Annotated in this window: 13 protein-coding genes; 6 read left to right on the top strand and 7 right to left on the bottom strand. The window is 71.5% G+C overall.

Features of this window, described 5'->3' with window-relative positions; translation table 11 throughout:
• Positions 1-37 precede the first annotated feature (37 nt).
• The 3 genes from HNR10_RS16120 to HNR10_RS16130 all read right to left on the bottom strand — a co-directional run bounded on the left by HNR10_RS16120 (position 38) and on the right by HNR10_RS16130 (position 2,917).
• On the bottom strand, positions 38-610 hold the full coding sequence (locus HNR10_RS16120; RefSeq protein WP_179824456.1) for a hypothetical protein: 573 nt from the start codon (positions 608-610) through the stop codon (positions 38-40).
• 997 nt (positions 611-1,607) lie between these two features.
• Positions 1,608-2,216, bottom strand: coding sequence for a DUF4352 domain-containing protein (locus HNR10_RS16125; protein WP_312889291.1), 609 nt, complete (start codon positions 2,214-2,216; stop codon positions 1,608-1,610).
• Between the two features lie 2 nt (positions 2,217-2,218).
• Complete coding sequence (locus tag HNR10_RS16130) at positions 2,219-2,917, bottom strand: hypothetical protein (protein WP_179824459.1); 699 nt, start codon at positions 2,915-2,917, stop codon at positions 2,219-2,221.
• Between the two features lie 600 nt (positions 2,918-3,517).
• On the opposite strand from HNR10_RS16130, the gene HNR10_RS16135 reads away from it, so the two are divergent.
• Complete coding sequence (locus HNR10_RS16135) at positions 3,518-3,688, top strand: hypothetical protein (RefSeq protein ID WP_179824461.1); 171 nt, start codon at positions 3,518-3,520, stop codon at positions 3,686-3,688.
• Positions 3,689-3,807: 119 nt separating this feature from the next.
• Positions 3,808-6,816, top strand: a complete 3,009-nt coding sequence (locus HNR10_RS16140; RefSeq protein WP_449409990.1) for an AfsR/SARP family transcriptional regulator — start codon at positions 3,808-3,810, stop codon at positions 6,814-6,816.
• On the opposite strand, the gene HNR10_RS16145 is transcribed toward HNR10_RS16140, so the two are convergent.
• Positions 6,743-7,657, bottom strand: coding sequence for an oxygenase MpaB family protein (locus HNR10_RS16145; protein ID WP_179824463.1), 915 nt, complete (start codon positions 7,655-7,657; stop codon positions 6,743-6,745). The two genes, HNR10_RS16140 and HNR10_RS16145, sit on opposite strands and share 74 nt — an antisense overlap.
• A gap of 68 nt (positions 7,658-7,725) precedes the next feature.
• Entirely contained in the window at positions 7,726-8,811 is a 1,086-nt protein-coding gene (locus HNR10_RS16150) for a DUF4037 domain-containing protein (protein ID WP_179824465.1), read from the bottom strand.
• Positions 8,812-9,342: 531 nt separating this feature from the next.
• On the opposite strand from HNR10_RS16150, the gene HNR10_RS16155 reads away from it, so the two are divergent.
• The 3 genes from HNR10_RS16155 (at position 9,343) to HNR10_RS16165 (ending at position 11,761) form a co-directional block, all read left to right on the top strand.
• Positions 9,343-9,867: a lytic polysaccharide monooxygenase auxiliary activity family 9 protein gene (locus tag HNR10_RS16155; protein WP_179824467.1), complete on the top strand. Its 525-nt coding sequence runs from the start codon at positions 9,343-9,345 to the stop codon at positions 9,865-9,867.
• 502 nt (positions 9,868-10,369) lie between these two features.
• Positions 10,370-10,993 carry a hypothetical protein gene (locus tag HNR10_RS16160; RefSeq protein ID WP_179824469.1) on the top strand — a complete coding sequence of 208 codons (624 nt, stop codon included), beginning with the start codon at positions 10,370-10,372 and terminating at the stop codon, positions 10,991-10,993.
• A 54-nt stretch (positions 10,994-11,047) separates the two neighbouring features.
• Positions 11,048-11,761 (top strand): hypothetical protein, encoded by a 714-nt coding sequence (locus HNR10_RS16165; protein WP_179824471.1) that lies wholly within the window; start codon positions 11,048-11,050, stop codon positions 11,759-11,761.
• Between the two features lie 49 nt (positions 11,762-11,810).
• On the opposite strand, the gene HNR10_RS16170 is transcribed toward HNR10_RS16165, so the two are convergent.
• Positions 11,811-12,518, bottom strand: a complete 708-nt coding sequence (locus tag HNR10_RS16170; protein ID WP_312889292.1) for a CPBP family intramembrane glutamic endopeptidase — start codon at positions 12,516-12,518, stop codon at positions 11,811-11,813.
• A gap of 110 nt (positions 12,519-12,628) precedes the next feature.
• Between HNR10_RS16170 and HNR10_RS16175 the strand changes: the two genes are divergently transcribed.
• Complete coding sequence (locus HNR10_RS16175; protein WP_179824475.1) at positions 12,629-13,216, top strand: hypothetical protein; 588 nt, start codon at positions 12,629-12,631, stop codon at positions 13,214-13,216.
• 56 nt (positions 13,217-13,272) lie between these two features.
• Here the strand turns inward: HNR10_RS16175 and HNR10_RS16180 are convergent, their stop codons facing one another.
• Positions 13,273-13,827 (bottom strand): bifunctional 4-hydroxy-2-oxoglutarate aldolase/2-dehydro-3-deoxy-phosphogluconate aldolase, encoded by a 555-nt coding sequence (locus tag HNR10_RS16180; protein WP_246407238.1) that lies wholly within the window; start codon positions 13,825-13,827, stop codon positions 13,273-13,275.
• Positions 13,828-13,850 lie beyond the last annotated feature (23 nt).

The raw sequence follows: 13,850 nt of genomic DNA on the forward strand, positions 1-13,850 counted from the left end.
CGGCGGCGGGGAGACCCGGGCGGCGCCGGTGCCGGGATCACTCCAGGATCTCGGCCTCGAAGAGGACGGCTTCGGGCCGCGGCTGCTGCTCCGCGGTGCTGGTGGCCACGGTGACCTCGAAGAGCAGGTCCTCGGCGACGTCCTCGGGGACGAGGAAGGAGAACGCGAACGCCTGGCCCTCCCCGGGCGCGATCGGTTCGTGTTCGGCGTTCGTGCACCCCCCGCCCGCGAAGTTGCCGGGCTCGTCCAGCAACTGGCGCAGGGAGTACTCGTGCGTCGGGATCCACGAGCGCCCCTGGGCGTCGACGGCGCGGAAGGCGCAGTGCGCGGCCAGCAGTTCGCTCGCCTCCTCGTCCGAGGGGGTGACCTCGAAGGCCATGTCCACCAGCTGAACGCCTTCGGGCGGGGGCTCCTCGTCCCCGATGTTGCCCACGAGGGAGCCGACCGACCGCCACTCGCTTCCCGCGAGCGTGGTCGTGTCGCCGTCCACCAGGCGGGCCTCCGGGGGGATGGTCCCGCGGTCGAGCCCGGCCTGGTACTCGGTGCTGTAGGGCCAGACGAGCATGACGGGGAACAGGACGGCCAGGCCCGCCAGGTAGGGCAGGCGCATGCGACGCCACAGCGGCAGCGCGTGCCGGAGCGTGCCGGAACGCCCGGAGGGTTCGTGGGGCGGGCGGTGCCCGCGGGCGGGCGCGCCGACGGCCGCTGCGGCGCCGGCCGTCCGGGTGTCGTCACCGACTCCCCGGGGCGGGTGGGCCCAGCCCGCCTGCGGACCGGTGGGCGGTACCCGGTGTCCGCGACCGTCTTCGGGCGGCGGGCCCGAGCGCGCCGCGGGGTGGCCGCCGGCCCCCTGCCGCGCGGCGTCCGTGAGCGCCGGTGCCCGCCGGCCGGGAGGCCGCTGAGCCCCGCGGGGGTCGTCCGAGGCCGGGGGCCGTGCGTACGGGTTCCGCGCACCGGTGGCGTCCCGGGGCCCACGTCGGTCAGTGGAGGCCGGGGGCCGTGCGTACGGGTTCTGGGCGCCGGTGGCGTCCTGGGGGCCACGGCGGCCGGCGGACGCGGGGGGCCGTGCGTACGGGTTCCGCGCACCGGTGTCGTCCTGGGGCCGACGGGGCTCCTGCGGGCGAGGGGGACGGGACGGCCGGGGTCCCCCATCGTCCGGCGGTCTCCGCGGTCCCTGGGAGCCGCCGGTCGGAGCGCCGCGACCGCCGTGCGGGTCCTGGGGGCCGGGCGGCTGCCGGGGATACCGGGGTTCCTGGGGCCCGCCACCCGGTCGGCCCTGGCCGCGTCGGGGGTCCCGTGGGACGTCGGGTCCCTGGTCTCCGCCGGTCCCGGGCCGGCTGTGCCGCCCCTGGGCCTGGGGCGCCTGGGGCTGCTGGGGTTGTTGTGGTGTTCGAGGATCCAGCGGGTCCGGTCCGGGGACGCGGCCCGGGCGCTCCTGGGGTACGCGAGGCGGCCGGGGCTGCCGCTCCGGCGCGGGGTCCGGGCGGCCCTGAGGCGCCACGGGGTTCGGCGGGCCCGCCCCGGGGGCGGGTCCTGGTCCGCCCTGGGGGCGTCGGCCGCTCCACGGGTCCTGTTCGTCGGGGAGCCGTCCGCGCCGGCGGCGCGGGTCATTCGGATGCATCGGCGCTGTCCCCCATCTGGACCTCCGGCGGAAGGAGGGCGATCGGTTCGTCGGAGGGAGCCGGGTCGGTGAGGGCCAGGTCGATGTCCGCCTGGGCTCCCAGGCGCCGGTCGAGGCCGGTGGCGTTCGTGAGGAGCAGGGCCGGACGGTCCAGCCGGTCCTGCGGGACCTCGAACACGAACGCGCCGTACACCGTGATCCCGGGGGAGAAGTCCGCCCGGGCGAGCGAGTCCGTGAACCACCCGCGCTCGGAGTAGATCGTGCCGTCGTCCATGCGCAGCTCGGCGTGCATCGCGTCGATGGTGGTGTGCTCGGCCGTCACCCGGACCCACACGGCCACCCACACCCCGTTGGCCTCGACCTGTTCCGTGGTGCCCTCGGTGCCGGCGGCCTCCAGCGCGGTCGACACTCCCGACTCGACCACCTCGGCGGTGAAGTCGTCGGTGGCGACCGCGGCGTCCGCGGTGCCGGAGGTGGGGATGGGGTCGAGCTGGTCCTGCTCGGGCACGACGAACCGCTGCAGGGCGACGATCACGACGACCAGCACCACGGAGGCGAGGATGGTCCACAGGCGGCGGACCGCGGGGCTTGACACGGTCAGACCCTCTCCACGGGGAGCTCGATCACGCCGACGACGACGGGCGTGTCCACCCACAGCTCCTGCCCGTCGCGCGTCCGGATCTTCTCCGCCTCGTGGAGGCTGATCTCGATGCCCTCGACGTCCTCGGCGGTCACACCCTGCTCGGTGGCCTCGTCCTTGGGGCCGAACATCTCCGCGTCCCCGCCCTCCGCGAGCTCCTCCTCGGTGAAGAGGTCGTCCAGGAGGGCGTTGTCCGACACCGACCAGTTCAGGTCGGTCTCGTCCCGCATGTGCGGCTGGTACTCGAAGGTCGGGGAGCCGGGGTAGCGCACGGCGCCGGCCGTGGGGAACGTGATCTCCTGGCCGCCGGGCAGCACGCGCGCGACCATGGTCGAGCCGACGGTCTGGACGGTGACGGGTTCGTTCACCCCGTGGACCTCCACGTCCGCGCGCACGTGGATCTCGAAGCCGTACTCGTCCGTGACCAGCCGCGCCTCGTGCGGCGTGAAAGCGAACAGCTTGTTGCGCATCTCCTCGCCCGGGGAGGAGGGTCGCGGTGTCGCGTCGGCCGACTCCAGCCCGCCGGCCACGGCGATGCCGCCGATCGCGAGCGCGAGGACCGCCGCCGCGGCGGTCGCCACCGCGGCGCGTGCGAGTCGGCTCCGGGGGATCAGCGACCGGCGGGGGGCCTCGTCGGTACTGGCATGGTGGACCACGAGAAGGAAGTGTACGGGCCAGAGCGGACAACCGCCCCGATTCATCCCCACAAGGCCACAAGAGGTCACCGGTGGAACGCTTTCGCGCCCTTTCCGGTGGGGATGACGACGACGGGTTTTCCCGGAAGTGCTCGGTTGCGGGGCGGGCGAAAAGGTCCGTGAGAATTCAGATGCTTTCCTCGCCTTGTGCCAACGGAAAGTGCCGTGGAACGCACGGAACGGATTCACCCGTTCGGGCGGAACACGGTCTGGCCGCACCCGGTCACCGCCCGGTGGCGCCGGACCGAGGTCGCAGTGTGCGGGTGTGGCAACGTTCCGTCATGAAAACCGCTGCTCAGACGCTGAAAGCCGACTGAAAGCGGAGTGGAAGAGGATCTCTCTAGTGTGGAACACGTTCGACGCGATCGGTTCCCACGAGAGGACGGCTCGTGGCCGAAGACCGGTCCGGCGTTCGTTGGACACAGGTCACCCGTGGCGAGTCTGAGGCGGAACCGCCACGGGTGACTGGTCCCCCCAAGGCGGTGATCCCCCATGATGCTTCGTAGACGACGTAGGGCCACATTGCGGCTCTACACCAGCGCAGTGAGACGAGGAGTTCGAGTGCCGAAGATGCTGACGGTTGACGAGCAGTTCGAGGCGATGGTCGCCGGCGTCTCCCCCTCGGCCAAGATGCGTCCCTTCCAGGAGCCCGACCCGGAGAAGAGCGCGCCGGCCGAGGGATCTCCGGAAGAGGGCGTGCCGGCCGAGGAGACGCCGGACGAGAGCAAGTAGCCTCGCGCTGAGGTAGCCAAAGGATCACTCCGAGTACTTGTGCAGAGGGGGGTACTCGGAGTCATTCCTGTGACCGGACTTCTGCTTCACGTCAAGTCGCCTTGCTAGTGTTGGCGATTGTGGAATTCGGCGTGCTTGGCCCTATCACCGTCTGGTCCGACCGCCGGCCGATGCCGGTCGGTGGACCACGCCAACGCTGTGTGCTCGGGGCGCTGCTGGTCTACTTGGGGCGAGAGGTGACGCTGGATCAGCTGATCGCCTTTCTCTGGAACGATGACCCGCCACGCACGGCGCGGTCGGTCATCCAGGTCCAGATCTCCCACTTGCGTCGGCTCCTTCCCGACACCATCGCCACGACGCCCGGTGGCTACGTCCTGAACGTCGACCCGGACTCCGTGGACCTGCACCGGTTTCGGCGGCTCCAGGACACGGCCTCTGAGGCGCCACCCGAGGTTGCGGCAGAGCTACTGAACCAAGCTTTGGACTGTTGGAGGGGAACGCCCTTCTCCGGCGTTGGTTCGGAGTATCTCGACCACTCGGTGGTCGCGCCGCTTCAGGAGGAGTACTGGAGCGCCGTCGTGGCGTGGGGCACCTGTGCGCTGAACCTTGGACGGTACGCCGCTGTCGTATCGCGTCTCAACCCGCTGGTCAGCGAGGAACCGTTCCGGGAACGCCTGCACCATCTGCTCATCACCGCCCTGTGGCGGGACAACGAACGGGCCCGGGCGCTCGCCGTGTACGAGGAGTTGAGGGCACGGCTCGCCGAAGAGCTGGGAGTGGATCCAGGGCCGGAGCTCGTCGCCCTGCACACACGCATCCTCCGGGAGGAGGTCCCACAGAGGCCGGCAGCGCGCTCAGCGTCCGATCCCTCCTCCGACACGGCCTTTCGGTTCGTGGTGCGCAACGACCTTCCCCGGGATCTTCCCGACTTCACGGGGCGGGAGGAGTCCCTGCGCAAGCTCGACGAGGCAGCGTCTCCTTCCGGGGGGCAGGCCCAGGTCTGTGTCATCACCGGCAGCGGTGGGGAAGGGAAAACGACTACTGCGGTCCGTTTCGGCCACGAAGTCGCGAAACGCTACCCCGACGGGCAACTTTTCATAGACCTCTACGGCTATACCTCGAACAAGGAGCCCCTCGACCCTTCGTCCGCGCTCAGCGCTCTGTTGCGTGCCGTCGGCGTTCCACCCGAGTCCGTACCGGAACGGCTCGATGAGCGTGCCGCTCTGTGGAGAGCGACCCTGATGGGGCGCAGAGTACTTCTCATCCTGGATAATGTGGCCAGCTTCGCTCAGGTCAGTCCTCTGCTGGCTTCGGCGCCTGGGTCGATGACGCTGATCACGGCTCGCACCGAACTCTCTGGCCTGAGTGGAGCACGGTTTCTATCCCTGGGCATGTTCGACGAGTCCTCTTCTCTGGAGCTCTTCAGTCGTGTTCTGGGAGAGAAACGCGTCCAGAGTGAGCCGGAACAGGCGCGGGAAATTGCCCGGATCTGTGGTGGATTGCCGCTTGCGCTTCGCGTGATCGCTGGACGCATGCTCACGCGTCCGACATGGTCGTTCGCCCATGTGGTCAAACGTCTCGGTGAACAGAACCGCAAGCTTCGCGAACTGCGGGTCGAGGGGCAGAGCGTCGAGTCTGCGATCGATCTGTCCTACCGAAGCCTCAACGCTCATCAGCGCAGGGCGTTTCGCTTGTTGGGACTGATCATCGGAAATACGGTCGATCTCGTCGGAGCGGCTTCACTCCTCGATATGACGGTCGAGGACGCCGATGACATCCTCCAGGAACTCGTCGGGGTCTGCCTGCTCGAGGAGCCCCAGGGTGACGTCTATCGCCTGCATGACCTGATCAGGGCGTTCGCGTTGGAACGCGCACTGGCGGAGCACGGCCATGAGCAGGTCGCGGCGGCGAGGACACGTCTGGCGGAGTACTACCTGGCCACAGCCCAGCATGCCGCCGACCTCCTGGGCCCCCGCGGGCACAACGATGACGACAGAGTGCGTTCGGGATATCGGACAGACCTTTTCGGAAGGGAGGACGCCGAGGGCTGGTTCTCCCTTCATCAGGAGAACCTCGCGGAGACGATTGAGTACTTCGCTTCGAGTGAGAACGGCGACCTCGCCTGGCGGATGGCGGATTCGGTTTGGCGTTTCTATGCCATGCGGGGCCACATGGCTCTCCTGTTGGGTTCTCATGAACGTGTGCTGCAGATCAGCGGCAGCCAGGGAAATCAGCGTGGCCGTGCCGTGACACTCATCGGTCTGGGAATCGCTCACTACATATCGGGTCGCTTCGATGAGGCACTGTCGCTCCTGGTCGAGGCCCGCGACCTTCTGATCGCCATGCGTGACGACAGAGGAATCATCAGGGCTTTGGCGAATCTGGGTATCGTCTATGAGAGAGTGGGGCGTTTCGTGGACTCGGCCAAGGCCATCCAGGACGTCCTCGAATACGCCTCCTCCTTGGGCGACCCTGCGGTCGAGGCGCTTCAATGGAACAATCTCGCCGTGCTTCGTGGAACGCTCGGCGATCACCGGGAGGCCCTGCGCTGCGCGGAATCAGCTATTCTGGCGGCGCCCGAGGAGGACCGTGATGAATCCAAAGCGTATGCCAAACGCGTCATGGGCGAGGCCCGGGTCGGCCTGGGGCAACTGGAGGTCGCGTTCCAGGACCTGAAAGAGGCCCTGGAACTGTCCTTGCGCCTGCAACTCGCGGGGAACCAGGTGTACGTTCACAACTCACTGGGAGTCGCCTACCGGGCGGCGGGCAGTTCGGAACAAGCGATCGAGTGTCACACCACCGCGCTTTCCCTGGCAGAGAAATTCGGCGATCACAGTGGAGACTCGGAGATCCTCACCGACCTCGGACTGACCTACGCCGCGGCCGGGCGGCACGACGAGGCTGTCACCGCGTTGGAGAAGGCGCATGCCATCGCGGCGGAGCGCAACGAACGCTATGCCGCGGCGCGGGCGGCGCTCGCGCTGGGGCGGATCCCCGCGCCGACGATGGCTCCCGCCCGGGCGCGTGAGCTGTTGACGGACGCCGAGGCGACCCTCACCGAACTCGACCTTCCCGAGGCCGGGACGGCCCGCGCCGCGCTGCTGGATCTGTCGGACCCGGTCGACTGAGCCGGCGGGTCGGACGACGGCCTGCCACCCCGTTCCGTGCCTTCGACGCGGTCGCCCCGTTCGGCCGCAGCCACCCCCCGCGGCCGCGCAGGGAGCGCAGGTACAGGGCGGCGGGCAGGGTGCGGACACCGTCGGGCAGGTGCGGGTAGACGCGCCGCATCGTGCGCATGAGCAGGTCGAATCCGCGCTGGTGGCCGGGTGACCAGGGGATACCGTACTGCCGGCGCAGCTCCGACGGCAGCAGCCCGCCCGACAGGAAGCGCTGCGTGTACGTGAGCGGCCACAGCAGCGGGTTGGCCGGACGGAACAGCTGGGCGGCCAGGCCGCGCGCGACGTCCCCCACCTCCAGGCGGCCCATCGCCTTGGCCCAGTAGGCGTCGAACTCGGCCGGGCTGGCCGGCCACTCCTCGATCGGGAGGCCGAGGGCGGTCGCGAACATCGACGCCTCGTCGAGGTAGTCGGCGAACTCCTCCTCGCTCAACTCGCGGACGGTCAGCTCGTAGAGCCGCACCCCCGAGTGGAACAGCGTGGCCGCCACCCACAACAGCAGGTCCGGGTCGAGCGCGCGGTAGGTGGGGCCGGTGACCTTGCGGTGCATCGCCAGGACGATGGCGCGGACGCGCTCGCGCTCCTCCTCGCTGCCGTAGGCCAGCCCGTACACGTAGTAGAGCGTGCCGCGCAGCCGGTCGAGCGGACGCGACGAGAAGTCGCTGTGGTCGTGGACGCCCTGCGCGACGCTCGGGTGGGCGATCTGCAGCAGCACGGCGTAGCCGGCGCCGCCCAGCAGGCTGGCCTCGGAGGTGATCCGCCTCAGGGGCGAGTCATCGGACGTGGGACCCATGTCTGGATCGTATGCCGGTGACCGCTCGGCACACTGGATGGCACGCCGTCCGCATTCGTGTCGCTACGTCATGGCTTCGGATCCTGCCCCAGGTCCGACCCGCCCAGGGCGCGGAACACCGAGGGCGCGGTCAGGACGTCGGAGTGGTCCGTGAACTGGTCCACCGTTCCGACCGGCGGCCGGCCGCGCAGATCGGGGTCGCGCACGCGGTCCAGGAGCGCGCGGGTGAAGCGATCGGCGTCCAGCACGGGGTAGGGCCGGGAGTGGAAGGGGCGGGGGCGGGTGTCCAGGGGAGCCGCCAGGCCGGTGTCGTTCTGCCGTTCGGCGAGCAGGGAGCAGGCCCGGGCCAGGGCCCCTGTGTCGGCCCGCACCGCCCGGGACAGGAGTGGTGCGATCCCACCCGACCCGGGCAGACGGGCGAACGCGCTCCCGAGCCACTTGGCGTAGGGCGGGTACCGGCGCCCCAGGAGCAGGGCCAGGCGCATGAGGTCGCGGACGACTCCCGCGGCGACGACCCGGGCGCCGAGATCGTCCCCGGCCTCGGCGCACCGGCCGACGAACGGCTCCTCCTGCGCCACACGTCGCCACTGGCAGGCCAGCACGTACCGCCACACGTCGTCGGGGTACCAGGTCAGGCGCCGCCGGAGGCGGGCGAGGTCGCCGACCGGATCGTGGAAGACCGCTCCGCCCACGACCGACGCGAGGCGCTGGGCGGGCGTCGCGAGCCAGTCGGCGGTGGTGACGCCGCGCGCGGGATCGAAACCGAGCCAGGTCCCGCACCACGCGCCCAGGTCGGCCACGTCGACCCCGTGCCGGCCCTCGGGGGAGCCGGCGTGGTCCAGGAGGCGCACGCCTGGGTCACCGGTGGCCGGGACGAACCGGGTGGGCCACCCGCGCACCCGGTCCGGCAGGCGGTCGGCCAGGAGTTCGCGCACGCGCGCCCGGTCGCGGGCATCGGAGAGGAAGAGGTGCAGGCGCGGACCCCAGTCATGGTCGGTGGAGCGCTCGGTGTCCAGGCCGAGGACCTCCGATCCGGGGCCGACGAGCGCCGCGGAGTAGGGGGTGTGGGGCAGATACGCGGCCATGAGCGGGGCGACGGCGTCGGTGTGCAGCGCCCGTGCGAGGTCGAGCCCGGGCAGGAAGCGGGGCGGCATGGCGGCGATCGTAGACGTGTTTACCGGGCGGCGGCCACGGGTTTTCCCGCCGGGACGGATGGCTGCTCCGGGCGCGGGATAGGAAAGTGTGGCCTGGAGGTCAGGTCTGGTCCGGTGGGCGCCCCGGCGCGGCGGGCGCGGTACGGGCGGTGGGGCAGACCGCGGACGGGGCGGGCAGTGTGCGGGCCAGGTCGCCGCCGCGGCCGCTCCCGTGCCCCGGCCGTACCAGTGGGCGACGGCCGTGTCCCCTGGACGGCCACTGGTACGGGGCGCGGCGGTCAACACCGCGTAACCGGGGCCTTGACGTGGAGTGACGGTCTTTCTACGGTCGCGGCGATGGACGGGTGGAGGTGGCCGGTCGCGCCGGTCCGCCTCCAGGACGACGTGGTCCGGTGCCTCGGGAGCTATCCGACCCCGACGGCCTCCCCCGTCCGCCCTGGACCGGAGACGGTCCGTGTCATCCCGCTATGTTCCCCGACGCCGGATCGACGAGGTCCGGAACCCGGGGATCGTGACCGAAGGGCCCCGCACATGACGTTCCGCAACAGAATCCGTTCCGCCTCCGCCGTCGCCGCGGCCACGGCGCTGCTCTTCACGCTCATGCCCGCCGGCGTCGCCAGCGCCCACGGCTACGTCTCGGCCCCGCCCAGCCGCCAGGCCCAGTGCGCCGCCGGCGTGGTGGAGTGCGGCGGCATCAAGTGGGAGCCGCAGAGCGTGGAGGGCCCCAAGGGGCTCACCAGCTGCTCCGGTGGGAACTCCCGCTTCTCCGAACTGGACGACGACGGCCACGGCTGGCAGGTGACCCCGGTGGGCACCTCGCTGACCTTCACGTGGACCCTCACCGCCATGCACTCCACCGCCAACTGGGAGTACTTCATCGGCGGCGACCGCATCGCCAACTTCGAGGACGGCGGGGCCCGGCCTCCGTCGACCGTCACCCACCACGTCGACCTGTCCGGGTACAGCGGGCAGCAGAAGGTCCTGGCCGTGTGGAACGTCGCCGACACGGCCAACGCGTTCTACGCCTGTGTGGACGTCAACGTCGGAGCGGCCTGACGCTCCGATGAGTCGGGGGCGGACCGACTCCTCCGGGCCGCCCCCGACCCCCGACCCCTGACCCGGTCGGCCGTCCCGGTCCGGCTCCCCCACCGGACCGGGGCCCGCGTCCGCGGAGTGATCGGAACAGGTCACAACCGGGGGCTGCCATGGTCTCGCCCGTCCTGCCATGGGACGATGCGGTGCGTCAGGTGTCGACGACCGCTCGGACGGACCTCCGCCCATGGGACAGCCCTTCCCCCCTCCCGGACAGCCCCGGCCGGGCCCGCCGTACGAGCCACAGCCCGGATCCCAGCCCGGCCCGCCGCCCGGTTCCCCTCCCGGTCCGCACGCGACACCCCCGGGGCCACCGGTCGGTCCACCGCCCGGGTTCCCTCCGGGGCAGCCTCCAGGCCCGCCCGGGTTTCCTCCTGGACCACCCGGGTTGCCGCCCGGACCACCCGGACCGGGCCATCCGACGGCCTATCCCACGCCCCCGCGCCCGCCCCGCACCGGCGTGACCGTGGCGGTCACCGCCGTGGTGACACTGGGCGCGGCCGGGCTCCTCACCTGGTCCGTCCTCACCGCGCTCGCCTCTCCCGCGGAGGTGCGCCCCGCGTCGGGCCTGCCGTCCGATCCGTGTTCGGAGGTCGGAGAGGCGGCCCTGGACGCGGTGGACGGTGAGTTCTACTCCTGGTACACGGGTACCTACTCCAACGGGTGCACCTGGACCACCTCCCTGGCCGACCAGGAGGAGACGCGGCTCTTCTTCCGGCGCTCGGTGCCGATGTCCGAGGCCGACGCGACGCTGGCCGAGGAGATCGAAGACGAGGTCCCCCGCGACGCCGACGCCCTGTACCAGTGGACCGTCGACGAGGCGGGTGAACTCGGCTACGAGTCCGAGGACACGGCCGTCGTCGACACCGAGGAGAAGGCCCTGGACTTCGGGGACGAGAGCGTGCTCGTCGTGGCCGACATCGACTACGGCCACACCGGCAGCGTGTCCCAGAACGTGACGCTGGTCGTCCGGGACGGTGACCTCGTCAGCCGGCTCAGCGTCACCCTCTCCTCCTCCGGAGGCGACACCGTCGACGCCGACGAGGCCGAGGACCTGCTCGCCGACGTGGCCACCGACCTCTTCGGGTGAGCCCCGGCTGTCGCGAGCAGTGCCCCGAAGACGCCAAGAATAGGAGACCCCGCCGTGTACGACGGCCCAGCGCAGCAGTTCCCCCAGCCTCAGGCGGTGTCCGCGCCCCCGCCCCCGCGCAGGGGCGGCACCGGGCGCACCGTGGCGATCACCGCGGCTGCGACGCTCGCGGCCTACACCGTCGTGGCCGGAGTCGTCGTGGCGATGAACCTCACCAGCGACGGCGGGGGCATGGCCGGACCGGAACCCGAGTACGACGAGCTGCCCGCCGAACCGTGCACAGCCGCCTCCCGGGACGACCTCGGCGCCCTCTCGGCCCGCATGCCGTCCGCCTCGTTCGCCGCCGAGTCCTCTTCGTGCGCGTGGCAGGCCGAGTTCTCCGACGGTTCCTTCGGGCACCTCAGGGTCGGCTTCCGGCTTCCCACGGACGGCGACAGCGAGCCGAGGGTGGACGAGTCGGCCGCCGAGGGGGACTTCGAGGTGCGCAGGGGCGAACTGGTCGACGGCACCGACGAGGAGTACTGGACCCTGGAGGTCCTGGAGTCCCGTGAGCTCGACATCGCGGACGAGGCGGTGGTGTCGCACTTCCGGGAGGGCTCGTTCGGGGAGACCAGCAGCCGGGCCGAGGTCCTGGTCAGAGTGGAGAGCGTGCTGGTCACGGTCTCGGCGAGCGAGCCCTGGGAGCAGCGGAGCGGTAGCGCGGACTACACGGGGGACGAGGAGGTCCTCGTCTCCGTCGCCGAACGCGCGGTGACCCTCCTGGAGTGAGCGGGCGCGGCGTCCGCCGGGCGTACCCGCGCCCGCTCCAGTCCGATGCCTACCCGTAGACGGCCAGCACGGTGAACACGACCGACGCGTTCCACAGGGAGTGGGCGACCACGGTCGCCGTGAGGCGGCGGGTCAGCAGGAAGAGGCCGGTGTAGACCACGCTCGCCAGGACGATGGCCGCGATGTCGGGGCCAGTGGTCGGCAGGTGCAGCACCGAGAAGAGCAGGATGGACACCGCCGCCGCCCCGTACAGGGCCGCCCTGCGGTGGACGAAGGTCTTGGGCAGCGCCCCCAGGAGGAAGCCGCGGAAGTAGAGCTCCTCGGCCAGGCCGCCGCCCACCACGCCGAGCACCAGCGTGGCGGCGAGGGCCGCGACGCCGGCCGAGGCGTTGGTGAGGACCTCCTGGACGCCCGGGTTCTCGGCGCCCCCGGCCATCGGGATCAGCACGCCGACCTCCAGCAACAGGCGCGGCGGTACGATCGCCGCTCCCAGTAGCGCGTCCCGGACCCAGTGCCGCGAGGTCAGTCCGACGTCGGAGCGGGTCAGGGATCTCCGCCGCAGCCACCAGAACACGAGGACCACCGCCGAGACCAGTTCGGTGAGGGCCACCGCGACCAGGGCCAGGGGCGGGGGCGAGTCCCGGAACAGCAGTCCGAGGGCCAGCGGCGGGACGACGAAGCAGACGAAGGCCCCGGCGAGGAAGACCGCCGACGAGCGGACCGGGGCGGGGGCGGGGGTCACGGCGGTATCGGTCACAAGGGTCTCCATGGCTCGCGTTCGGGGGTGGCGCTCTTATCGATAATCGATACACTAGAGCGAAGGTTATCGATTGTCGATAGGTCCTCATCGCGAGTACGGGAGAAGACATGGGCGTCATACGTCAACGCGCGTTCGAGTGGGCGGCCCTCCTGGCGGTGGCGCTGGGAGTGCTCCTGGCCCTGTTCTCCGCGGTGGGGACACTGGTCGCCGACCACCTCGTCGTGCCCGTCGAGGTACCGGCCGCCGCGCTGTCCGTGTCCTCCGGGGAGGGGGCCGCGATCACCGGAACGGCCACGGCCGATCTGACGGTGGCCGATCCGACCACGGCCGAACGGATGTGGACGATGGGCCCCTCGCTCCTCGTGGCCGTCCTGATCGTGCTCGTGGGAACGCTGCTGCTACGCGTCGTGCGGTCACTGCGCACGGGCGACCCCTTCGCCTCCGTCAACGCGCGCCGCATCGGTGTGTGCGCCGCCATCGTGCTGGTCGGCGGCGTGGTCGTGGCAGGACTGCGGGCCGCCGGCGCCCACGCGGTCGTGGGCGGGGCCGACCTGTCCGCCGTCGGGGGCGCTGCCGTGGAACCGGTGATCGATGTGCCGGTCGGCGCGCTGCTGCTCGGTCTGGGGCTCGCCTCGGCGGCGGAGTTCCTCCGCCGGGGAGCGCTCCTGAACGAAGAGGTCGAGGGCCTGATCTAGGCACCGGTCACGGGAGACCCGGCGGCGGATGCGCCGGGGCCCGCGGGGAACGCTCCCTAGCGGGAGAGGGCGGGGACGAGTTCGGCCAGGGCGCCGCCCGCGGTCAGCGAGCGGCCCACGCCCACGCCGAGCGCTCCGGCGCGCAGGTAGTCGGGCGCGCTGCGCGCGTTGACGCCGCCGGTGGCGACCACGCGCAGCTCCGGGAACGGGCCGGCGATCGCGGAGATCCAGGCGGGACCCAGGATGCTCGCGGGGAACGCCTTGACGGCGGTCACGCCGAGCCGCACGGCCTGGCCGGCCTCGGTCGGGGTGGCGATCCCGGGCAGGAACGGGACGCCCAGGCGCTCGGCCGCGGCGACGGTGTCGGCGTCGAGTCCGGGCGCGACGCCGAAGCGCGCCCCGGCGTCCACCGCGCGGCGCAGCCGTTCGGGGGTGGTCAGCGTTCCGGCACCGACGTCGAAGCGCCCCTCCGCGGCACGCACGACCGCCTCCAGGGCGGAAAGCCCGGACTCGCTCTCCAGCGTGACCTCCACCAGGCGCACCCCGGCCGACCAGGCCTGACGGGCCGCGGCGACCGCGTCGTCGGGGGAGGCGCCGCGCAGGATCAGCATCAGCGGCACCGGGGCCAGGCCGT

The sequence above is a fragment of the Nocardiopsis aegyptia genome (assembly GCF_013410755.1).
Classification (GTDB): Bacteria; Actinomycetota; Actinomycetes; order Streptosporangiales; family Streptosporangiaceae; genus Nocardiopsis; species Nocardiopsis aegyptia.